The sequence below is a fragment of the Lysinibacillus sp. NPDC093216 genome, assembly GCF_050280325.1.
Lineage (GTDB): Bacteria > Bacillota > Bacilli > Bacillales_A > Planococcaceae > Lysinibacillus.
On sequence record NZ_JBNNVB010000018.1, the window covers coordinates 29,771 to 51,931 of the forward strand.

Annotated in this window: 24 protein-coding genes; 16 read left to right on the forward strand and 8 right to left on the reverse strand. The window is 37.7% G+C overall.

Annotated features, from left to right (window positions below; translation table 11 throughout):
- Positions 1–54: 54 nt before the first annotated feature.
- From ACQKOG_RS18055 to ACQKOG_RS18070, 4 genes are all read left to right on the forward strand, one after another.
- Positions 55–258, forward strand: coding sequence for a PLDc N-terminal domain-containing protein (locus ACQKOG_RS18055; protein ID WP_370079572.1), 204 nt, complete (start codon positions 55–57; stop codon positions 256–258).
- Positions 255–1,148, forward strand: coding sequence for an ATP-binding cassette domain-containing protein (locus ACQKOG_RS18060; RefSeq protein WP_402874535.1), 894 nt, complete (start codon positions 255–257; stop codon positions 1,146–1,148). Before ACQKOG_RS18055 ends, ACQKOG_RS18060 begins: the two co-directional genes overlap by 4 nt.
- Entirely contained in the window at positions 1,145–1,927 is a 783-nt protein-coding gene (locus ACQKOG_RS18065) for an ABC transporter permease (RefSeq protein ID WP_370079576.1), read from the forward strand. The genes ACQKOG_RS18060 and ACQKOG_RS18065 overlap by 4 nt, the downstream gene beginning before the upstream one ends.
- Positions 1,928–2,209: 282 nt before the next feature.
- The gene (locus ACQKOG_RS18070) at positions 2,210–2,923 is read left to right on the forward strand and encodes a CBS domain-containing protein (RefSeq protein ID WP_370079577.1); all 714 of its coding nucleotides are present in this window, start codon (positions 2,210–2,212) and stop codon (positions 2,921–2,923) included.
- Between the two features lie 18 nt (positions 2,924–2,941).
- Here ACQKOG_RS18070 and ACQKOG_RS18075 read toward each other — a convergent pair whose 3' ends face one another.
- Positions 2,942–3,667, reverse strand: a complete 726-nt coding sequence (locus tag ACQKOG_RS18075; RefSeq protein WP_370079579.1) for a DUF421 domain-containing protein — start codon at positions 3,665–3,667, stop codon at positions 2,942–2,944.
- A 118-nt stretch (positions 3,668–3,785) separates the two neighbouring features.
- Between ACQKOG_RS18075 and ACQKOG_RS18080 the strand changes: the two genes are divergently transcribed.
- On the forward strand, positions 3,786–4,991 hold the full coding sequence (locus tag ACQKOG_RS18080) for an MFS transporter (RefSeq protein ID WP_402874540.1): 1,206 nt from the start codon (positions 3,786–3,788) through the stop codon (positions 4,989–4,991).
- A 217-nt stretch (positions 4,992–5,208) separates the two neighbouring features.
- Here ACQKOG_RS18080 and ACQKOG_RS18085 read toward each other — a convergent pair whose 3' ends face one another.
- Complete coding sequence (locus ACQKOG_RS18085; protein ID WP_402874543.1) at positions 5,209–5,895, reverse strand: histidine kinase; 687 nt, start codon at positions 5,893–5,895, stop codon at positions 5,209–5,211.
- A gap of 807 nt (positions 5,896–6,702) precedes the next feature.
- Here ACQKOG_RS18085 and ACQKOG_RS18090 point away from each other — a divergent pair.
- The 10 genes from ACQKOG_RS18090 (at position 6,703) to ACQKOG_RS18135 (ending at position 15,150) form a co-directional block, all read left to right on the forward strand.
- Complete coding sequence (locus ACQKOG_RS18090) at positions 6,703–9,117, forward strand: Na+/H+ antiporter subunit A (RefSeq protein WP_427447765.1); 2,415 nt, start codon at positions 6,703–6,705, stop codon at positions 9,115–9,117.
- Positions 9,104–9,526 (forward strand): Na(+)/H(+) antiporter subunit B, encoded by a 423-nt coding sequence (locus tag ACQKOG_RS18095; protein WP_349661496.1) that lies wholly within the window; start codon positions 9,104–9,106, stop codon positions 9,524–9,526. The genes ACQKOG_RS18090 and ACQKOG_RS18095 overlap by 14 nt, the downstream gene beginning before the upstream one ends.
- A 3-nt stretch (positions 9,527–9,529) precedes the next feature.
- Positions 9,530–9,868: a Na(+)/H(+) antiporter subunit C gene (locus tag ACQKOG_RS18100; RefSeq protein ID WP_079562761.1), complete on the forward strand. Its 339-nt coding sequence runs from the start codon at positions 9,530–9,532 to the stop codon at positions 9,866–9,868.
- Entirely contained in the window at positions 9,861–11,366 is a 1,506-nt protein-coding gene (locus ACQKOG_RS18105; protein WP_370079587.1) for a Na+/H+ antiporter subunit D, read from the forward strand. The genes ACQKOG_RS18100 and ACQKOG_RS18105 overlap by 8 nt, the downstream gene beginning before the upstream one ends.
- The gene (locus ACQKOG_RS18110) at positions 11,366–11,848 is read left to right on the forward strand and encodes a Na+/H+ antiporter subunit E (protein ID WP_370079589.1); all 483 of its coding nucleotides are present in this window, start codon (positions 11,366–11,368) and stop codon (positions 11,846–11,848) included. The genes ACQKOG_RS18105 and ACQKOG_RS18110 overlap by 1 nt, the downstream gene beginning before the upstream one ends.
- On the forward strand, positions 11,848–12,132 hold the full coding sequence (locus ACQKOG_RS18115; protein WP_079562764.1) for a Na(+)/H(+) antiporter subunit F1: 285 nt from the start codon (positions 11,848–11,850) through the stop codon (positions 12,130–12,132). The genes ACQKOG_RS18110 and ACQKOG_RS18115 overlap by 1 nt, the downstream gene beginning before the upstream one ends.
- Positions 12,110–12,469 carry a Na+/H+ antiporter subunit G gene (locus ACQKOG_RS18120; protein WP_079562765.1) on the forward strand — a complete coding sequence of 120 codons (360 nt, stop codon included), beginning with the start codon at positions 12,110–12,112 and terminating at the stop codon, positions 12,467–12,469. The genes ACQKOG_RS18115 and ACQKOG_RS18120 overlap by 23 nt, the downstream gene beginning before the upstream one ends.
- Before the next feature lie 425 nt (positions 12,470–12,894).
- Complete coding sequence (locus ACQKOG_RS18125; RefSeq protein ID WP_415731976.1) at positions 12,895–13,692, forward strand: transporter substrate-binding domain-containing protein; 798 nt, start codon at positions 12,895–12,897, stop codon at positions 13,690–13,692.
- Between the two features lie 83 nt (positions 13,693–13,775).
- Positions 13,776–14,435 carry an amino acid ABC transporter permease gene (locus ACQKOG_RS18130; protein WP_370079594.1) on the forward strand — a complete coding sequence of 220 codons (660 nt, stop codon included), beginning with the start codon at positions 13,776–13,778 and terminating at the stop codon, positions 14,433–14,435.
- On the forward strand, positions 14,428–15,150 hold the full coding sequence (locus ACQKOG_RS18135) for an amino acid ABC transporter ATP-binding protein (RefSeq protein WP_370079596.1): 723 nt from the start codon (positions 14,428–14,430) through the stop codon (positions 15,148–15,150). The genes ACQKOG_RS18130 and ACQKOG_RS18135 overlap by 8 nt, the downstream gene beginning before the upstream one ends.
- Before the next feature lie 197 nt (positions 15,151–15,347).
- Here ACQKOG_RS18135 and ACQKOG_RS18140 read toward each other — a convergent pair whose 3' ends face one another.
- Entirely contained in the window at positions 15,348–15,746 is a 399-nt protein-coding gene (locus ACQKOG_RS18140; RefSeq protein WP_427447769.1) for a hypothetical protein, read from the reverse strand.
- A 236-nt stretch (positions 15,747–15,982) separates the two neighbouring features.
- Between ACQKOG_RS18140 and ACQKOG_RS18145 the strand changes: the two genes are divergently transcribed.
- Complete coding sequence (locus tag ACQKOG_RS18145) at positions 15,983–16,798, forward strand: metallophosphoesterase (protein WP_402873947.1); 816 nt, start codon at positions 15,983–15,985, stop codon at positions 16,796–16,798.
- Between the two features lie 14 nt (positions 16,799–16,812).
- On the opposite strand, the gene tatC is transcribed toward ACQKOG_RS18145, so the two are convergent.
- From tatC to ACQKOG_RS18170, 5 genes are all read right to left on the reverse strand, one after another.
- Positions 16,813–17,658 (reverse strand): twin-arginine translocase subunit TatC, encoded by an 846-nt coding sequence (gene tatC, locus ACQKOG_RS18150; protein ID WP_370079602.1) that lies wholly within the window; start codon positions 17,656–17,658, stop codon positions 16,813–16,815.
- Between the two features lie 11 nt (positions 17,659–17,669).
- A complete protein-coding gene (gene tatA, locus ACQKOG_RS18155; RefSeq protein ID WP_370079604.1) occupies positions 17,670–17,873 on the reverse strand; it encodes a twin-arginine translocase TatA/TatE family subunit in 204 nt (67 codons plus the stop codon).
- A 232-nt stretch (positions 17,874–18,105) separates the two neighbouring features.
- Positions 18,106–19,818 (reverse strand): GMC family oxidoreductase, encoded by a 1,713-nt coding sequence (locus tag ACQKOG_RS18160; RefSeq protein ID WP_370079606.1) that lies wholly within the window; start codon positions 19,816–19,818, stop codon positions 18,106–18,108.
- A gap of 14 nt (positions 19,819–19,832) precedes the next feature.
- Positions 19,833–20,579, reverse strand: coding sequence for a gluconate 2-dehydrogenase subunit 3 family protein (locus tag ACQKOG_RS18165; RefSeq protein ID WP_370079608.1), 747 nt, complete (start codon positions 20,577–20,579; stop codon positions 19,833–19,835).
- A 344-nt stretch (positions 20,580–20,923) separates the two neighbouring features.
- Positions 20,924–22,108, reverse strand: coding sequence for an alanyl-tRNA editing protein (locus ACQKOG_RS18170; protein ID WP_427447773.1), 1,185 nt, complete (start codon positions 22,106–22,108; stop codon positions 20,924–20,926).
- Positions 22,109–22,161: the final 53 nt, after the last annotated feature.

A 22,161-nucleotide genomic window follows, 5' to 3' on the forward strand; every position in this document is an offset into this window, starting at 1 on the left:
TATTAGAACAGATTTTGTTATAGTGATAATATAACAAAGATGAGGTGAATCTGTATGATGGAGGAGTTAGCGAAAGTTCCATGGGCAGTCATAGCACCACTAATAGTGGTTCAATTTATTTTAATGATTGTAGCTTTAGTTGATTTACGTAAAGTCCATGCAACAAATGGGCCTAAAATTTTATGGGTGTTTCTTATTGTTTTTACTAGTTATATTGGATCGATTGCATACTTTATAGTTGGGAGAAAGCAATCATGACGATATTATTTCAGGTAACAGGACTTACAAAGCAATTTGCAGAGAGAGTAGTTGTGGATGGAATCGAGTTCACACTAGAAAAAAACACATCGACAGCTTTAATTGGGCCTAATGGCGCTGGTAAAACTACGACATTATCGATGTTAACAGGTTTATTAAAACCAACCTCCGGAAGTGTAAAAATGCTGGATGGTGATGTAAGAGCTAATATTGGTTTCTTGCCACAATATCCGCAATTCCATCCTTGGTTAAGTGCGTTAGAGTTTACTGAAATGGCGGCAAAGTTAAATGGTGTGCCAGCAAAAAAAGCAAAAGTAGAAGCACAAAAAACACTTGAGTTTGTAGGTCTAGGTAATGATTTAAATAAGAAAATTTCCACGTTTTCTGGTGGCATGAAGCAACGGCTTGGAATTTCCCAGGCAATTGTTCATAAGCCTAAATTACTGTTATTGGATGAACCTGTGTCTGCATTGGATCCAGTAGGTCGTAGGGAAGTTCTTGATTTATTGAAGGGCTTACAGCAAGAAACAACTATTTTATATTCAACACATATTTTAAATGATGCCGAAGAGATGACAGATCAATTATTATTTTTACGTGATGGAAAGCTAGTAGAACAGGGGACATTACGTGAAGTTCGACAACGTTTCGATGAACCAAATTATGTTGTAGAATTTAGCACTGAAAAAGAGGCACAACTTTTTGCCAGTCAATCTGAACTTAGAGGAGAGACAAAGGGCAATCATGTATATATAGAAATTATTGATGAGCAACCGAGTATGCAGGATCTGCTTCAACATTTGAGTAGATATCCTTATAAAATACGAAAAGTGGAGCGACAAACAGCATCACTTGAAGAGATTTTCATGAAGGTGGCGAGAAAAATATGAGAGGATTTACTGTACTTCTGCAAAAGGAATTCAGAGAAGCTTGGCGAAGCTGGAAGTTTTTATGGATACCTCTTGTATTTGCTTTGCTCGGCATGAGCGATCCACTAACAAACTATTATATGATGGATATTTTAAATGCTGTTGGTAACGTACCAGAAGGCTTTGAAATGTTGATGCCTGAATTAATGCCGGTTGACCTAATACAAGCCTCCATTGGACAGTTTCAAACGATAGGTTTACTCGTATTAATGGCTACTTTCGTAGGAGCCATTAGTAAAGAAAGAACAAGTGGAATGGCTACTTTATTGTATGTCCGTCCTATATCGTTCAGCGCTTATTTTATGAGCAAATTTATCGTCATGAGTACTGTTGGCCTTGTTAGTATTTTAGCTGGTTTCGCTGCGAGCATATACTATACGGTCGTGCTTTATGGAACATTAGAGATAGGGCCACTTGTGGCAAGTTTTTTCACGTATTTTTCTTGGCTACTCTTAGTGATAGCGGTGACATTAATGATGAGTGCTGCCTTTAAAACAGTGGTAGCAACAACATGTGCATTCGCTGTCATATTTATTGGGCAAATATTAGATTCTTTAGTGGGAGCATTTTGGACAATATCACCGTGGAAATTACCGGTATATGGCGTTCAATTAATGAGAGGCACAATGGAGATGTCGGATTATTGGTGGAGTCTATCTCTAACATTAGTTATCTCAATAATTTGTGTGAGTATAGGAATTTTGACAATGAAGAAAAATGCATCGATGACGAAAATTTAAAGGAAATATACCTTGCTAATAGAAAACTATAGGGTACTTAGCTACATGGTTAAAGTAAGAATTTCATGTCTGTTGAAGTGCTATTCCGTTACACATAAGTAACTTTATTTTAATGGTTTAATCATATTTAAGAGCATCAACCTGGTAAATTCCTACCGAGTTGATGCTTTTTTATCTAAGAACTGTTCTTGGAATATCCATAACTTAGGAATATAATGTAGCTATAACCCGCGATTTGTCGAACAACTCAGAAAATACATATATAAATATAAGTAGGAGGATGTGGATAAATTGGCTACAGAAAATTCCGATCGCTTTCTTACGGCGTTTAATCGGATAGATCATAGGTTAAGAGATATTGTTGGTGCAAAGGACTTTATGCCCTTTTATCGTCTTATCGATCAAGCTAAGAAGAAGGATGTACTAGTTCGTAAATACGAAGACGACTTGCGCTCTTATGCAGATTTACGAAATGCCATTGTTCATCATCGCACGTCGTTAGAATTTGTCATTGCTGAACCACATATAGACGTGGTGGAAAGAATTGAATATATAGATGCAACACTTGCTAAGCCAACATTAGTTGGTCAAATGTTTCATAAAAAAGTACTAGTTTTTCAGGAAAGGGATTCACTGAAACATGCGTTAAAAGTTATACGTCATCGTAAATTTACACAGTTCCCTGTATATCATAAAGATCAATTTAAAGGGCTTGTGACGACAGTAGGAATTACAAACTGGTTAGCTACGATGATGGGAGGCGATCAAATACCTAAGAAGATTCCGACCTTACATGATATATTAATGCATGAAAAGAATAGAGTGAATTATAAATTTGTAAGTAGATACATAAACATTTACGAAGCTGAAGATATTTTTAAACAAGGCGTAGAGCGGGGACGCCGCTTTGAAGCTTTATTAATAACGGAGCATGGGAAACCCCATCAAAAACTAATCGGCATTGTTACACCATTAGATATTGTAAAAATAGATTAAGCAAGACGAGACAAGCTGTTAAGAGCTTGATCGTCTTGCTTTATCCTTTAAGCTTACATATAAGGAACCGTTTCCTTGAACTTGAGCAAAATAAACATCTTCTACGGATTGGACGTTTTGCTTTTTCAGCTTTTTCATAAGCCAATCTTCAGTTAATTGGAGTTCAACTAAGTTTTCATAAATAACTTTCCCATCTGAAGCTACTTCTGTTGGTATATAGGTTGGTGGTGTGACATCGGCCTTTACATCTTGTTTTGTAGCTGGTTGTTCAGCAGGCCTTGGTAGCACACTTAGTTTACCCGTAGTTTCAAGTAACGCATATTGTACATCTTGTACAGAGAATACGGCTTGTTCCCTTAGCATCATCGCTAATTCATCCATATGCAAACGATTCTTCTTTAAGGCAGACTCTAAAATAATTCCATTTTGAATGAGGATTGTTGGCTTGTCATCAACAATTACACGAGCTTTTTTAGATTTAATGGTAATGATGGTCATTAAATATGTTAAAACGCTCCACCAAATGAGGGCAATGAGTCCATCTAAAAAGGGTGTCTCAGCCTGTGCTGCTATTTCTGATGCAATGGAACCAAATGTGATACCTGTTGTATAGTGGAAGAATGTAAGTTGTCCAAGCTGTTTTTTTCCTAGTAGTCGGGTTACGATGAGTAACGCAAAGAAGGAAAGTGTGGACCTAAGTATCATTTCCCAAAAATCAGCTTTAAAAAATTCGTCTATATTCATACATAAATCAACTCCCTTAAAACTGCTATTTCAATGAATAGCTTGTGCAAAAAGGTTAATAGTATGCGACGATCTCTTATAAATGGAGATTGAATAAAATTGGAAAGTAGGTGGCGACATGAATAAGAAAATAGAAAATTTAAATAATCCAGTTTATCCAATTATGATTGCAATAGCTGTTGCCCATCTTATCAATGATACGATGCAAGCAGTTATTCCAGCGATGTTCCCGATATTGAAGAGTGATTTAGGGCTAACTTTCACACAAATAGGTCTTATTTCGTTCGCATTAAATATGTTTGCTTCTGCATTACAGCCAATTGTTGGTTTTGCTAGCGATAAAAAGCCGATGCCTTACGCACTACCGATTGGTATGGCAAGCTCATTCATAGGCATTGCTATTATAGCGTTCACATCACAATATTGGATAATTATTATTGCAGTATTATTTTTAGGGTTTGGCTCAGCTATTTTCCATCCTGAGGGTTCACGTGTTTCATTTATGGCAGCAGGCTCAAAAAGAGGACTTGCTCAATCGATTTATCAAGTTGGAGGTAATTCGGGACAAGCGCTCGCACCACTAATTAGTGCTTATATTTTTGCTATTTTTGGACAACGTGGTGCCGCAATTGTCTTAGTAGTGGCAGCAATTGGTATTCTACTATTAAGTAAAATTGCAAAGTGGTATAAAAAGCAGTTGGAGCAAGAACGTATAGCAAAGAAAAAGCGAGTATTAGTTTCTAATTTGCCCCCATTAACAAAGAAACAAGTAGGCATTGCGTTGACGTTACTATTTACTATTATTTTTGCGAGATCATTTTATACAACTAATATTACAAGTTTTTATGTATTTTATTTAATGGATCATTATGGTGTTAGTCTTCGCCTTGGACAAATTTTAATTTTCACCTTTATGGCCTTTGGCGTCGTGGGCACATTTTTCGGAGGTTCATTATCAGATCGAATTGGTAGAAAAAACGTTATTATACTGTCTGTTGTTGTACCGATGCCATTTTGTTTAGCATTGCCTTATGTACCGTTATGGGCAGCAATGATATTTTTAGTGATTATCGGTACACTTATTATGATTAGCTTCTCGGTAACAGTTGTCTATGCACAGGAGCTTGTCCCGACAAAAATTGGTACAATGGCTGGTTTAACAACTGGTTTTGCTTTCGGAATGGGTGCAATCGGTGCGATGGTCATTGGTGTATTAATGGATCATAGGGGTATTGATTTTACGATGATGGTTGTTTCTTTGCTACCATTATTATTACTAGTAGCATTTTTCTTACCTAAAGATAAACCGGCTTCAGCGGTGTAACGGTCAGGTAAGAGTGAAAGATAAAAATGCTACTCCTAATTGCATAAAGCTGTATGGTGATTTTTGAGAGGAGCATCGAAAACAGTCTATTTTCCTCCAAGCCCGCGGAAAGCGCCAACTCGGAGTGAAAATCAACTTTTGATTAATGCTACACTTTAATTTATATTCATTATTTTATAGATAAGCTAAAACGCGTTCTCAAGGGAACGCGTTTTTATTATTGACGTAATGGTGATAAAAATTCAGATGGAAGTTTTTCCTTATCTAGTATATAGCCCTCTGATATGTGAACTTCATGCATTTTATCATTGTAAGTGAATTTAAAAATACCATTATCAAAGTCAGTACCAATCTCTTTGAAGAATATACCTTCAATGGATACATATTTAGGACATGTAAATGCTACTTTAAAGTCTTCATGATCTTGGATTAAATAAGCACGCACACCTTTTTCATATGTATCGTTCGCATCATCGTCAGTTGGACGTTGGACAGCTACGATATGAAAATCAACAAAAGGAACCTCTTTTAATAAAACGTTTAGGAAGGAACCCTTTGTAATCTCTTCCCAGCGACTTTGTGCACTTTGACCTACGATAATTTGAGAAATCCCATAATTTTTTGCCACTTCTGCAATAACTTTTTGTATGGGACGCTTTTCATTATCTTGTAATATGAACTCTTCAATTTCAAGCTCATCAGATAACTTTTTCCATTGCTCAATGTAGCTAGATTTCTCTGCATCAAATGCATCAAGGGGTTGCGAATCGACCGAAAGAATATAGAGCGGACAATCTAACATTGTAGCCATTTTATGACCACGTCGTATTAATCGCTCACCATTAAGCCCATAGTAGACACAAACTAATATACTTTCGTCTAAACGCCCTTTTACATGCTTCATAAAAATTAACACCTCTTAATCTTGTCGTTATTTTGTCATTTCTACAGTCGGTTTTGAGAAAATTAGTCTAAAACAGCAAAAATCGATACTGATACAGTGCATTATGCTCATTTATATTGTATACTAAAAAGCGTATAAAAGTTAATGATAATATATTGAGAAAACCTTGTGGAAACAGGGATATCTCTATTCTTTACAGTTATTTGAATTATGCATTTCGTGCATTTGAACCAATTGCTTCTATATGCCACACTATTATGCAGTTAGATAAATAGTTAGTCAAGTGACTTGGTACGCCATAGTGACATGGATAGTGTGTACATATAATCTTTCCAAAAGTCATGCCATTTTCTAAAAGACTCTAAGGCAATACGCTATTGGCTATTCAGGCTTCTCAGTAAATAAAGCTCATAGCCTGAAAAATTCCCCTGGTTTTATGCAGTGTAATCACCAAAAGCCTGCATAAAATATGTGCTGAATGTTGAATGAACTAGATCTTTTCATTAAATCATTGATGACACTTCAACACATACCACTTACTTTCCAATTCAAGGAGTACACACTTTATTACATGAATCAAATTTCAAGAGAATTTCTAATATGTTAGTTAGCTTTATTCATCTTCAGTGAGTTTTTCAAATGATCTCCAGCAATTGTTATAGATTTTTGTGTGTGAAGCACAGTATAAAACAGTAGTAACTTCAGTAGATTTGGGAATACTTTATTATCGGTTGTTTTCTCATATCCACAGCTTTTCGCACCATATCAAACAGTTGCTGAACGAAATTGTTAGTAGGAGGTTTTCACTTGGTTACAGTTCTCTTTGCGATTCTTTTACCAATTGTCTGTGCTGCACTTATTCCACTACTTTATAGGCGACTAAGGCGTGTTGCACATCTTGGCTGGTTTGTTTTATCCGTTCCATTCATCTTGTTTCTTTTACTCGCGCGCTACATTCCTCAAATTGCCGAGGGTAAAACGTTTATTCATACATATGAGTGGATTCCCTCTTTTAATATAAATTTCACAACTTATCTCGACGGACTCAGTATGATTTTTGGCTTGCTGATTACGGGTGTGGGTAGTTTAGTCATTTTATATTCTATTTTTTATTTATCAACGAAAGAATCTCTTCACCATTTTTACTGCTATTTATTACTATTCATGGGCGCTATGCTTGGCGTCGTCTTTTCAGATAATTTAATGGTCTTATACACATTTTGGGAGTTAACAAGTGTGTCATCTTTCCTGTTAATTGCATTTTGGCATCATCGAAAAGCATCTCGTGCTGGTGCAAGGAAAGCTATGACAATTACCGTTTTTGGTGGCCTTTCAATGTTAGCAGGCTTTTTGATGCTCTATGTAGCTTCGGATACATTTAGTATCCGTGAAATCGTAGCTAATGTAGGCGTTATACGAGATCATACACTGTTTATCCCAGCGTTAATCCTTATTCTAATCGGTGCATTTACAAAATCTGCGCAGTTTCCTTTCCATATTTGGTTACCAGATGCAATGGAGGCGCCAACACCTGTTAGTGCTTACTTACACTCAGCAACAATGGTAAAGGCCGGTATATATTTAGTCGCACGTTTTTCTCCAGTATTTGGGGGAGAGGCTGTTTGGTTCTGGCTAGTAAGTGTGATTGGCCTTATAACGTTGTTCTGGGGTTCGTTTAATGCGGTGCGTCAGACCGATTTAAAGGCATTGCTGGCCTTTTCAACGATTAGTCAGCTTGGATTGATTATGAGTTTATTTGGGCTAGGATCAGTAGGCCATTATTACGGTTATGCTGCAGATACTGTTCTTTATACGCAGGCAAGCTTTGCGGCATTGTTCCATCTTATTAATCACTCCACGTTTAAAGGTGCGCTATTCATGATGGTCGGTATTGTCGATCATGAGGCAGGCACACGTGATATTCGCCGTCTTGGGGGATTAATGGCCATAATGCCGGTAACTTTTACAATTGCAGTCATTGGCGGATTTTCTATGGCCGGTTTACCTCCATTTAATGGCTTCTTAAGTAAAGAAATGTTTTTCACAGCGGTACTAGCGATTCGCAATGTAGAGGCATTTTCAATTGCTGATTTAGGACTGCTCTTTCCAATAATGGCATGGATAGCAAGTATCTTTACATTTGTTTACTGTATGATTTTGATCAGTCGAACGTTTTTCGGAAAATTACAGCTAGATAAGTTGGATAAAAAACCGCATGAAGCTCCGTTAGGTATGCTATTTTCGCCAATCATTCTGTGCGTCTTTGTAGTTGGGATTTTCTTCTTCCCAAACGTGCTAGGGCATTATATTTTAGAGCCTGCTATGGCAAGTATTTATCCAACATTCCCAACAACTAGTGAATTAACACCACATATTCATGCTTGGCATGGCATTAATACAGAATTGTTAATGACTTTTGGTGTCATTATTATGGGGATCATCTTATTTAAAACGTTAAAAAGCTGGAAGCCTTTGTATCGGATATTCCCGCAAAGATATACGTTTAATACGTATTACAATCGTATGATTGAGTTTAGTGAAAATAGTTCTGCGAAGCTTACTAATCGTTATATGACAGGTAATTTAACGCATTATTTTGTCTATATCTATGTATTTTTTGTTGCGCTAATTGCAGGATATTTTATTTGGTCTGATGCTATTGCATTTAATTTTGCGAAAGATTCCACAATTGAGACTTATGAGCTCATTTTAGTGTTTGTGATGATGTTCGCTGCAGTGTGGATGATTTTTGCTAAAGGCCGCGTAACAGCCATGTTGTTGAATGGCGTACTTGGCTATTCAATCGCATTTTTCTTTGTAATTTTCCGTGCTCCTGATTTAGCATTAACCCAATTAGTCGTTGAATCTGTGACAACTGCTTTATTCCTTCTATGCTTTAAATATTTACCTGATTTAATGCCTGAAGCCTCTCGCAAAAAAATGCAATGGTCTAAGGTGATTATCTCCATTTTCGTTGGCGCAACAGTTACATTAGTAGGCTTAGCAGTTGTCCATTTCGATCACTTTGAGCCAGTAGCTACTTACTTCAATGATTCCTACGAGCTGGCGGGTGGTTCAAATATCGTCAACACCATATTAGGCGATTTCCGTGCATTTGATACGATGCTAGAAGTTGTCGTTCTTCTGATTGCTGGCTTAGGGGTGTATACATTAACGAAGCTAAAGCCACGAAAGGAGGAAGCGGATCATGAAAATAAATGACGTTATTTTACGTACGGTCACAAAGACAGTCGTCTTCATTATTTTAACTCTTGGTATTTATCTATTCTTTGCAGGGCATCATGCGCCGGGTGGAGGTTTTATAGGTGGTCTCGTGCTAGCCTCTGGCATTGTTCTACTGTATTTAGCGTATGACATTGAAACAGTGCATAAAGGGATGCCATTTGATTTTAAAAAAGTTGCAGCGCTTGGCGTATTACTGGCGACCGGCACAGCAATCGGCTCATTATTTTTTGATGTTCCGTTTTTAACGCAGACACATAGTTATATAAATGTACCGATCTTCGGGAAGATGGGCTTTTCTACTGTAACCATTTTCGAGGCAGGTGTGGCTTTAACGGTAGTAGGTGTTGTAGTCACAATTATTCTAAGTATAAGTGAGGATGAGTAGCCAATGGAGTCTTTAATACTAGTGTTAGTTGGTGTATTAGTAGCTGTTGCGACGTACTTAATCCTCTCGAAACAGTTATTACGTGTGATTTTAGGAACGGCGGTCTTATCACATGCGGCACATTTACTGATTTTAACGATGGGTGGACTGAAGAAGGGGAATGTACCACTTTTAGAGGAATCTGAAGGTCCTTACACAGACGCTCTGCCGCAAGCATTAATTTTAACGGCAATCGTGATTAGCTTTGCGGTGACGGCGTTCGTGCTTGTTCTCGGTTACCGAGCTTATAAAACGAACGGTTCGGCGAATTTTGATGAATTGAGAGGTACGCCGGATGAGTAATATGATTGTTTTACCATTAATTGTGCCGGTTATTACGGCCATTTTACTTGTGTTTTTACGTGACAATGTTTTTTTACAGCGAATCATTAGTTTATTGACATTAAGCTTTGTTGTCCTTATTAGTGTCATTTTATTACAAGAGATTCAGAAACAAGGTGTAATGCGTATTGATTTTAGTGGCTGGGCACCACCATTCGGCATTTTATTTGTTGCTGATTCGTTCGCAATGCTTCTTGTATTAGTGGCGAATATTGTCGCAGCCATTTGTCTGTTATATGCCATTTTTACAATCGGTAAGAACTTTGAAAAGATGTATTTTTACCCGTTTGTCCTACTTATGGTAGCGGGTGTGAATGGCTCATTTCTAACAGGGGATATTTTTAACTTGTTTGTGTGCTTTGAGGTGATGTTACTTGCTTCTTATGCGCTCATTAGTTTAGGTGGAGAGAAAGTTCAGCTGCGAGAGGCATTAAAATATGTCCTTATTAATATTGTTGCCTCTTGGATTTTCCTAGTGGCACTAGCTTTTTTATATGGAACCGTTGGAACGTTGAATATGGCACATATTTCTGTCCGCGTGATGGAGCTAGGAGCTGACCCACTGATCACGACTGTGGCTCTGATTTTCTTAATTGTCTTTAGCTTGAAGGCTGGCCTATTATTATTCTTCTGGCTTCCAGGCTCATACAGTGTACCTCCAACAGCTATAGCAGCACTTTTTGCAGCATTATTAACAAAGGTTGGAATTTATGCACTCGTCCGCACTTTTACATTACTTTTCCCAAATAATACTGAAGTGACTCATATGGTGCTAGGAATTATGGCGGGAGTAACGATTATTGCTGGATGTATGGGAGCACTAGCAGGGCGAGATGTAAGAACAATTGCCGCTTATAACGTCCTTATTGGTGTTGGCTTTATAGTAGCTGGTCTAGCGATCGGTACGGAGTCTGCCTTACAGGGCGTAACATACTATTTGATGCACGATATGGTAGCTAAGGCCATGCTGTTTTTAGCAGTTGGCATGATGATGTATGTTACCGGTGAAACGGTTATTGATAAAATGAGTGGGCTTATTCGAAATTACCCTCTATTTGGCTGGTTATTCTTTATTGTCATGTGTTCCCTTGCTGGGATACCACCATTGAGCGGCTTTTTAGGTAAGGTTTTAATTGGACAAGGAGCTATTGAAGGAGGCAATTTTGTTCTACTAGGGCTAGGGTTTTTATCTAGTTTAATTGTTTTGTATTCACTATTACGAATATTTCTCTCCTCATTCTTTGGTGAAACGATTATTAGTCTAGAGGATGAAAAGCCGTTACCAAAGCGTATGGTCTTACCATTAACATTGTTGGTAGCTTGTACAATTGCTTTAGGAATTGGAGCTGAATGGATGGCTCCGTATGTAACAGATGCAGCAAAGACGCTCTATACGCCATCGATCTATATCGATGCAGTGCTGGATGGCACAACATGGCAAGGTGAGGTGAATAAATAATGGCGATGCAATTTATCTTGAATTTATTTATCGCAACACTTTGGCTCTTGTTACAGGATGAAGTTATACCGCAGTTTTCGACATTTTTAATGGGGTTTGTCGTCGGAATAGGGATCTTATATGCGATGCACCGCTTTTACGGCACACAATTTTATTTAAGACGTGTGTTCTCAATCATTAAATTATTATGGCTCTTTAATTGGGAGCTACTATTATCGAGTTACAGCGTATTAAGACAAATTACTACGCCGAAGCTCACTATTACTCCTGGAATATTTACGTATAAAACAGCGCTTAAAGGAGATTGGGAAATAACAGCTCTTGCGTTGTTGCTCACCCTGACTCCAGGTTCAGTCGTGATGGAAGTTTCTGAAGAGGGAGATCTGTTTTATATTCATGCAATGGATATTGAACAATCGAAAGAAGCTGTCATTCGTTCAATAGGGAAATTTGAACAAGCAATCATGGAGGTGACACGTTAATGATTGATAAAATTTTACTTTTGGCTCTTGCATTATTCAGTGTATCGATTGCGTTGTCGCTGTTTCGTGTGATTCGAGGTCCTTCGTTGCCCGACCGTGCCATAGCACTTGATACAATAGGTGTTAATTTACTTTCAGCAATCGCTATCGTCTCCATTATATTGAAAACAAAGGCATATTTAGAAGCTATTTTAATATTGGGTATTTTAGCTTTTATCGGCACGATTGCGTTTACGAAATATATTGAAAGAGGTGTGATTGTTGAACGTAAATCAAATGATTGAATGGGCGGCAGTTATCCTTATATTGATTGGCTCCATTGTCAGTGTTATTAGCGCATTTGGGATGATTCGTTTACCCGACGTATACACGCGTTCACATGCTGCAACGAAAAGTTCGACATTATCGGTCTTAACATGTCTATTAGGCGCATTTATTTACTTTTGGGTGCATGATGGGTATGTTAGTGTACGTTTAATTTTAGGAATTGGCTTTGTTTTTGTTACAGCTCCTGTAGCGGGGCATTTAATATGTCGTGCAGCGTATCGCTCTCGTGTACCTTTAGCGGAAGGGTCCGGGGAGGATGAGTTGAAGGAAAAGCTTTTTGCAGATGAAAAATAAAATAAGTGGCTGACCTCCATTTTGGGAGGTCTTTTGTTGAATAAAACTGCTTAAATATATTCATTACCAAAAGTTGGAGATTGTATTGGTACGCCATGCATAAGTTGATTGTAGTGGAGGCGCGGTGACTCCTTGGGGCTCGTCGGACGCCCCAAGGAAAGGGCCCAGCCGGAACGAAAATCAACCATACGTTATAATGATGAACTTATTTTTTCTGAGGAATCTAAGTAGATTTATTTATCAGAAAATTAAGTGTATAATGTTTTATCGGAAAATTTTTAGTTTTGCTTGATTATTATTTCAAAAGGGTATATCTTATTAGCAGATAGATTTTTTATTCTCTAAAGTGAATAAATATCCATTTGATTATTTTCAAGAACTTAGATTTTCATAGATAATAAAACATAAAAAAGGGGATCGTGAATATGAAAAACAAAATTTTCATGCTAATGCTTGTTCTAGTAATTGGCGTATTAGCAGCATGTGGCGCAAAAGATGATAAGGCAAGCGATAAAAAATCAAATGCAAGCGAAGGCACAGAAGAAAAGCAAGTTTTAAAAGTAGGTACTTCATCTGATTATGCACCATTTGAGTATGTTGACGCTGCAAAGGGTGAAGATATTATTGGTTTTGATATTGATTTAATTAAATTAGTTGGTGACAAGATTGGTGCAGAAATGCAAGTTCAAGATATTGACTTTAATAGTCTAGTACCAGCTCTACAATCGGGTAAAGTGGATGTTGTTATTTCTGGTATGTCACCTGATGAAGAACGTGAGAAAGTTGTAGATTTCTCTGATAAATACAATCAAACAGAGCAAGTGTTTATCGTGAAAAAGGATAGTGGAATTAAAAAAGAAGCTGATTTAGCTGGTAAAAAAATCGGTGTTCAAAACGCTTCTATCCAAGAAAAATTAGGCAACAAAATTGCTAAAGAAGTAGATGCAACAGTTGAAGGACGTACACGAATTCCTGAAATTGTTCAAGACATGATGTCTAAGCGTTTAGATGCAGGGATTGTAGAAAGTGGTGTAGCAAAAGGTTACCTTGATACGAACGATAAACTAGAAGCGTTCCCAGTAAAAGAGCAACCTGAAGACTTTAAGGCAATTGCTGTTCAAAAAGGTAGCGATCTTAAAGATAAAATTAACAAAGCATTAAAAGAATTAGCTGATGAAGGTAAAATTAAAGAGCTAGAAGATAAATGGTTAAAAGTTAAATAAGCAAGTTGAACTGCGATAGCTCTATTCGAGCTATCGCTTATACTTTCATTTCTTAAAAAGAGCACAAGAAAGGAGGGGGCACTGTGAATTTAGATTTTACAGCAATCATTCCCTCTATCCCTTACATATTAAAAGGGATAGGTGTTACACTTCAAATTGCAATCGGTGCATCAATCATCGGTTTTATAGTTGGTATATTACTAGCGTTATGCAAAATTGGTAAAGTGAAAGTTTTGCGTTGGTTTGCAGATTTTTATACATCGATCTTCCGTGGCACACCGCTCGTACTACAATTAATGATTATTTACTATGCAGTGCCACAGTTATTAGATATTCAAATTGACCCAGTTCCAACGGCTATTATTGCATTTGGGTTAAACTCAGGTGCTTACATTTCTGAAATTATTCGCGCTGGTATTAATGCGGTAGATAAAGGACAGATGGAAGCGGCACAAGCACTTGGTATTCCATATGCAAAAATGATGAAGGATATTATTATCCCACAAGCAATAAAAAATATTTTACCATCTTTAGTGAATGAGTTTATTACATTAAATAAAGAAACAGCTGTTGTTACGGTTATTAGTGCACTTGATATTATGCGCCGTGCTTACATTGTAGGTGGAGCAACATATCGCTATCTTGAGCCTTTACTATTTGCAGGTATAATCTATTACATTATGACACTTGTATTAACGTTCCTTGGTAAACGAATCGAGAAAGGAATGAGAAAAAGTGATTAAAATTGAAGATTTACACAAATCATATGGAAAAAATGAAGTACTAAAAGGTATTTCAACAGAAATTAAAGAACAAGAAGTAATTGCTATTATTGGACCATCAGGATCTGGTAAATCAACATTCCTGCGCTGTTTAAATTTATTAGAAGAACCAACGAGCGGAAAGATTACAATTGCTGGCGACGTTCTAACGGACAAAGGGACGAACATTATGAAAATCCGTGAAGAAGTCGGCATGGTATTTCAGCATTTTCATCTTTTCCCTCATAAAACGGTACTTGAAAATTTAACATACGCACCGATTAATGTGAAGGGAATGGATAAGGCAGCTGCGATCAAAAAGGCTGAAGATTTACTAACGAAGGTAGGCCTATTTGAAAAGCGCAATGAATATCCAAGCCGTCTATCAGGAGGGCAGAAGCAACGTGTTGCCATTGCTCGAGCACTTGCAATGGATCCGAAAGTAATTTTATTTGATGAGCCTACTTCAGCTCTTGACCCTGAAATGGTAAAAGAGGTATTAGCTGTTATGAAAAATCTTGCTGATACTGGGATGACGATGTTAATCGTAACGCATGAGATGGGCTTTGCCCGTGAGGTAGCTGACCGTATAATATTCCTTGATGGCGGAAAGTTAATTGAGGATGCATCACCAGAAGAGTTTTTCACATCACCATCTACACAGCGTGCGAAAGATTTTTTAGAGAAAGTATTATAAACGATGAAACGCATTTAGACTTTCTGAAAGGAGTGTCTAAACGCGTTTTTTGTTTTTTGATGAGGTATTCATTTTGTTTTATCTCTTCGGGATCTCTATATCTTTCCACGGCTATGTTTGTTTATCAATTGGTAATTCTTTTGCCTGTATGACTGGTGTGTGGATATTTGCTGCTGTAGTCTCCTTATCGATCCTCTTCAAGTTTCGCTTGGTAGTATATCAAATAATTTTTTCGAATCTTCTATTGATAATTTAGTATATTTCGCATCATTCTCTACAAAAATTAATTGTTCATTTGAATATAAATAAATTAAATAGTAAGAAGACTTAACCTCTTTATTGGAATCTATAAAAGCAAAAGACATTCTATACTTTAATAACCCAAATGATGCCTCATTTTCTTCTTTCCATTTAGCGTTATTAAGAATTTTATTTACGATTGAAACTTGGTCTTTATCTAGGATTTCTATACGTTCTTTATAATTTCCTTTTTCATCGGCTATATCCAATATAATTTTTTGGGCATTATTAGAACATCTGGTACAAAAAAAGAGGAGTACTAAAGCAAAAGATACTATAGTTGTATTTTTTAACAAATAAAGCACCACCTATTCATAATTTTTAATGAATTTTATCACTTATGACTTTTATTCTCTATTTAGAGGGACCCCTTTAAATGTAACGTTTTTGGGATACTCTTTATATGTAATCTAATGATTTTATGTGTATGTGCTTACAATTACTTTGTTTTATGCTTATAATAGGAGGGTCAGATTTTATCTTCATTCAGGATTGATTTGATGAATAAGTAGCCTAGGGTGAGCGATTGCGATTGAAAAAATTATTATATTTAGCTTTTTTTCTTGTTTTTATAGTCATTTTTTTGTACGTAAACAATCACTGGCTGGTTGTAAGCAAGTATGAATTCGAGTCAGAAAAAGTGCCTGCCAGCTTTGATGGGCTACGCATTACGCAAATATCAGATTTACAAGATGCTCTCTTCGGCGAACATCAAGAGAAACTCATAGCAAAGGTGAAGACAACAAATCCTGACCTGATTTTTATTACAGGTGATTTAGTTGATAGTAATCGCTATGAATTGGAGCGAAGCTTACAGGCTGTTAGAGGATTAGTTAAATTAGCGGATGTCTATTATGTACTAGGAAACCATGAAGTAGCGACGAATAAAGTGAATGTAATTTATGAGGAGCTATCATCGTTAGGAGTACATATATTGTCCAATGAATCGACCGTCATTGAGCGCGACGGGGAGCGCTTGGCGATTGTTGGCATAGAAGATCCGTTATCGGGTAGAACAACGAAAGAAATGCTAAAGATAGCGACAAAAAATGTTCAACCGAATGTTCTAACGATTCTACTAGCACATCGACCAGAAGTGTTTAATACGTATGTGGAATTTGGAATTGATTTAGTATTTGCAGGACATGCACATGGCGGACAGGTTCGTATTCCTGGTATTGGCGGTCTTTACGCCCGAGGACAGGGAATATTTCCGAAATATACGGCTGGTCTTTATGAAGAAGGAACAACAACGATGGCCGTTAGTCGAGGATTAGGTAATAGTTCAGTACCTATGCGAATTTTTAATCCACCAGAAATTGTTGTCATGGAATTAAAGAAAAAATAAGCACTGCGTCATTGCTACGCAGTGCTTTCTATTTGTTTACGCTCTATACGCTTAACAAGATAGATACTTATTTCATATAAAATAATCATTGGAATTAAGATGAGTAGCTGACTAATAAAATCTGGTGGGGTAATCAAAGCAGAACCAACGCCCATCCCGATATAAGACCAGCCTCGTATTTTTTTCATGGATTCAGCCGTTAATATACCAATGGACGATAAAAAGAGGGCTACGATTGGTAATTCAAAGAGTAGTCCAAGTGGTACGGTTGTCATCACTAAAAAATGCATGTATTCATTTGCGGATACCATAACATCAAAATTAGTTGCTCCTACACTTACTAAAAATGAGTAGCTGAGTGGATTAACAATAAAATAACCGAAAGCTACGCCTGATAAAAAGAGTATAAGCATGACAGGTGCATAAAGACCGAGGAAGCGGCTTTCTTCTTCTTTTAAACCTGGCTTTACGAAGCTCCACAAAAAATGAACTAAAAATGGCATAGATAGCCCGAATGCTAGTGTTGTGGAAATCGTCATATAAAATTTGACAACCTCTAATGGCCCTAAAATAATTAGTGAATGTCCTCGTGTTACATAAGGAAACCAAATATTAATGGTAGAGAATACAATAATAAAAAATAAAATAAATACGAATAGCCCTTTAATAATTTGTTTACGCAGTTCAGTAAGATGTTCAAGTAATGATGCAATTGGGAAAAGTGGTTCATCAGCTACCACATCCTGTTCAATTGTCTCTACTGGAACTTCAACAAAAGCCTCCACAGGGGTGAGAGGCTCAGCTTCTTTCTTATCAAGTGGACTTAAATATTTTCTTTTTCCTTCTTCATATGGATCCATAGGACAACCTCCTACGAAACGTCAGATTTTTTTTCTTCTTTTTTCGCTGGATCATCCTCATCATCAATAAGCCCCTTCGTGGACTTTTTAAACTCTGCAAATGTTTTACCGACTGCGCCTCCGATTTCAGGCAATTTTTTCGGACCAAACACGATTAAAACAATGACTAAAATGATGATTAACCCAGGTAATCCAATTGCTCCAAGACCTCCCATAGTCTTGCCTCCTTTTAATAAAATGTTTATTATATCAATTGTGCCGCGGCATAATTGTTGCTGTCGCTTCGCTTTCGCACAGATAAAACCGTGTTGCTGTCGCTTCGCTTTCGCACAGATAAAACCGTGTTGCTGTCGCTTCGCTTTCGCACAGATAAATTGCCACAGGACGTGGTGTTCTTAGACTGAGTTCTTCTATTTCAGCGGGTGTCCAAACACCCGCTAAAAGAAGTTATACTAAGGAACCGCCTGATTTGCTATATTTCACAACACCCTCTGCACAGCGGTAGGCTAGCGCCCCTAAAGTACCTGTTGGGTTATAGCCACTATTGTGTGAGAAGTTTCCGGCACTCACAGCAAAAAGATTTTCTACATTCCAATGCTGCATGTAGTTATTCACAACGCCATCCTCTGGCTTTAAGCTCATAACTGTTCCGCCTGTATTATGGGTTGTTTGATACGGTACAATATTGTAATCAGTGATTTCAGCGTTGGGGACAACAATTTTGGCGCCCATTTCTTTCATAATGTCAGCTGCACGTGCTGAAATATATTTATGAAGTGCACGATCCTGATCCGTAAAGTTGTACGTCAACTGCATTAGAGGTAAGCCGTAAGCATCCTTATAAGTAGAATCAAGAGACAAATAATTTTCTTTATGTGGCATCGAAGCACCTTGTGCACCAATCCCGAATGAGCGTGTATAGTAATGAATAGATTGCTTTTTAAATTCTGATCCCCATGTTGGCGTATCAGGAGGTGTTGGGTTCGAGCCGATAGGGCGTGCACCTGTTTGTGTTAGAGCTATATTTCCACCGTGAATAAAATCTAAGTCACTATGGTCGAAATTATCACCATTATAGTCATCTAAACTTACACCGAGTGAACCTGCACCCATAAAGGTGTTATACTGCTCATCGAAGAAACCTGCTGCACCAGGTAGTATTTGATAGCAATAGTTTCTTCCAAGTGTCCCTTTTCCAGTAGCCGGATCATATCGTTCTCCAATGTTAGAGACCATCAATAGTTTGGCATTATTAAAGACATAACTAGTAAGTACAACAGCGTTTGCTGGTTGAATAAATTCTTCACCAGATATCGTATCGATGTATCGGACACCAGTTACTTTATTGCCTTTCTTTAAGATTTCAACAACATTGGAATTATAGCGTAAGTCAAAATTACCTGTTTTTAATGCAGTAGGAACAACAGTAATCTCTGCAGATGATTTGGCGCCATATTCACAGCCGAAGCGCTCGCAGAAGCCGCAATATTGACAAGCATTTATCGTTTCACCGTCAGGATTCTTATAAACTTCTGATACGTTTGCAGAAGGTACCATGTAAGGTGATAATTTTAATTTTTTTGCAGCTGTTTCAAATTGCGTAAGCATTGGTGTCATTTTCATAGGCCCAGTCGGATAAGGATTTGAACGTTTTCCGCTAAATGGATTTTTATCATCTCCGGAAATACCTGCCGTTTTTTCGAATTTATCGAAATAGGGCTCAAGTTCATCGTATGTTAATCCCCAATCCTGTAATAAATATTCAGGTCCAAGTTTATTCGCACCATAACGTTTGTCTGTTAATGTTTTAATTTGAAAATCATATGGTAAAAAGCGATACGTCATACCGTTCCAATGTGTCCCAGAGCCACCAAGCCCTTCTCCAAGTAAAAAGGAACCAAGCTGACGCATAGGCAATGCTTTCATATTGCGATTATTACGGAAGCTTACTGTTTCCTTAGAAAGGTTTTGCATTATATCGTAACGAATTGCATAACGATACTCGTCGTGGATCGTCATATAATCTTCTGTGCCGCGCTTTTGTCCGCGCTCTAAACCAACGACCTTTAAGCCTGCCTTCGAGCATTCTGCAGCGACAATGCCGCCGGTCCAACCTACCCCGACTGTTACAACGTCTACACCAGGTAATGTTTTTGCCATTTTCTAACCCCCTATTAGTGGCTACCTAATGAATTAGGCTCAATTTTTTGGAATTTCGGTTCTTCGATTTGCGTAATATACGCCATTTGATGACCAGGGAAGCCTTTCATGCGCCAGCCATCCATATTACGGTTTCCACCATATATTGGGTCAGAATAAGCACCTTCTAATGTAGCTGCACGTAATAAAGTAAAGAAGAAAGCAGATGTGACGCCACTCATTTGTACGTCGCCTTTCTGGAAGGTAGTTAAAATTTCATCCATTTGCTTAGCATCTATATCATTGAAGCTCTTTTTATAGCGATTCTGTGCTTCCGACTCTAACCTTTGAACACCTTGCTTAAAAATTTCTGCACGCGTTAAACGACTCTGATAACCTTGTGTTGGAGCACCCTCACCGAATGGTCCATGCATATATTCTTTAGAATTACTGCCATATTGCCCTGCTAACTGATGGTCGATAAAGTAAGGTACATCTAAGCCTTTTGCCCCTGGACCTAAATCGTCCTCAGGGAAAATACGTTCAGTAGCATTTGCTAAAATATTAAAATCTCTTTGATTCATAAAAAACATTTTGGCTTTTGGCGAGCCAGTCTCTTCAGTAGCAGTTCCATGCTGACCATGCTCTAGCGTGGCAGTTCCTTTACCAGGCATGTTATAGCCTACAAGACCACCTATTAATCCACCGCCGACTAATGTACCTGCCGCGATCCCTGTTGTTTTTAAAAAATTACGACGTGAAATATCTTTTTCAGGACTCATAGAAATCCTCCCCTCAAAATGTATAGAAACTATTCTTTTTTTTATAATCAGCAAAAAAAGTAAATTATAATCAGGTATCTCTGGAAAAATTTTTAATTTAATCCAACTGTGGAATCGATTTGATGTAATTGAGATGGATTGTGGATAAGTTATGTGTTAATTGTGGGTAACGTGTGGATAAACGAAAGCTACTAAGAGATCGATTACTACAGCTGAGCAAATGTCTGTGGATAATCATCGATGGGGGAGACAGCGGCAATAGAATGTTCAGCAAGTGATGATGTGCATAAATGAATAAAGGAGCTTCCCAAGTAATGGGGAGCTCCTATCATCGAAAAGGTTAGTTATTTAAGTACTTCTTGCATGGCTTCAAATAGTTGCTCGGCAGAAATAATACGCTCGCCACCGCCTTGTACCATCTGATCACTGCCACCGCCTTTCCCGTTAACGAGTGGCAATGCTTTTGCAGCAATGTCCTTCATACTTTTCTCAACTTTTGCACCACGTGCTGCGACAAACTGAAGCTTGTCTTCATTTTCTGAAACGAGTAAAACGATCGCTTCTGTCTGCTCAGCGACAGTAGTTCTAGCTAATTTTTGAAGCTCTTGCATAGTACGCTTAGTAAAGGCTGCAGTAATAATACGTCCTTTACTAGAAACTAGCGCTTTTGCTTCATAATTTAGTAGCTCCTCTTTTGCTACCACGAGTGCTTTTTCTGTATTTTTCTGTGTTGTTAAGACTTTTGTAAGTGCTGTAGCTGCTTCCGCTTCAGGTACACTCAATTGTCTTGCAACGTCAGCTAATACTTTCTTTCGCATGGCAAGCTCCACTAAAACTCGATGACCACAGACAAAAGAGACACGAATATTGCCTTTCATTTTTTCAGTGCCAAGGATTTTTATCGCACATACTTGTCCTGTGGATGTTGGGTGGGTACCGCCACAACCGTTGTAATCAAAATCAGGAATAATAACAAGTCGAATATCTCCTGTGACGGCTACCTCTTTACGAAGGCTATAGTTCTCAAGTTCTTTTTCTGTAATCCATTGCGTTTCAATTGGAAGATTCTCTAGAATAATTTCATTGGCGCGGGCTTCTGCGGCCACAAGCTGTTCTTCCGTTAAGGCATCTACGGCAATATCAATTGTGACCTGCTCACTACCTAAATGGAAGCTAACAGTTGGTGCATCAAAAAGCTCAACAAAAGCCGCTGTTAAAATATGCTGACCTGCATGCTGCTGCATATGATCGAAGCGTCGTTGCCAATTCAATTTACCATGCACTTCTCCAGCTAAATTTGAAAAGTCGCCTTGAATATAATGACGAATTTCATCATTAATTTTCTCAACATCGATGACCTCGATATCATTTAAAGTACCTGTATCATGAGGTTGTCCGCCTCCTGTTGGATAAAATGCAGTATTTGATAGCACCACGTAGTTACGGCAATCTATATCGGTTCCTTTATTGACAACTGTTGCATTAAATTCACGTAGCATAACGTCTTGATAATATAGTAGTTCTTTCAAGAATTAGCCTCCTCCTTTATGTAAAGTATCCTTAAGAGAATCACATCTCTCAA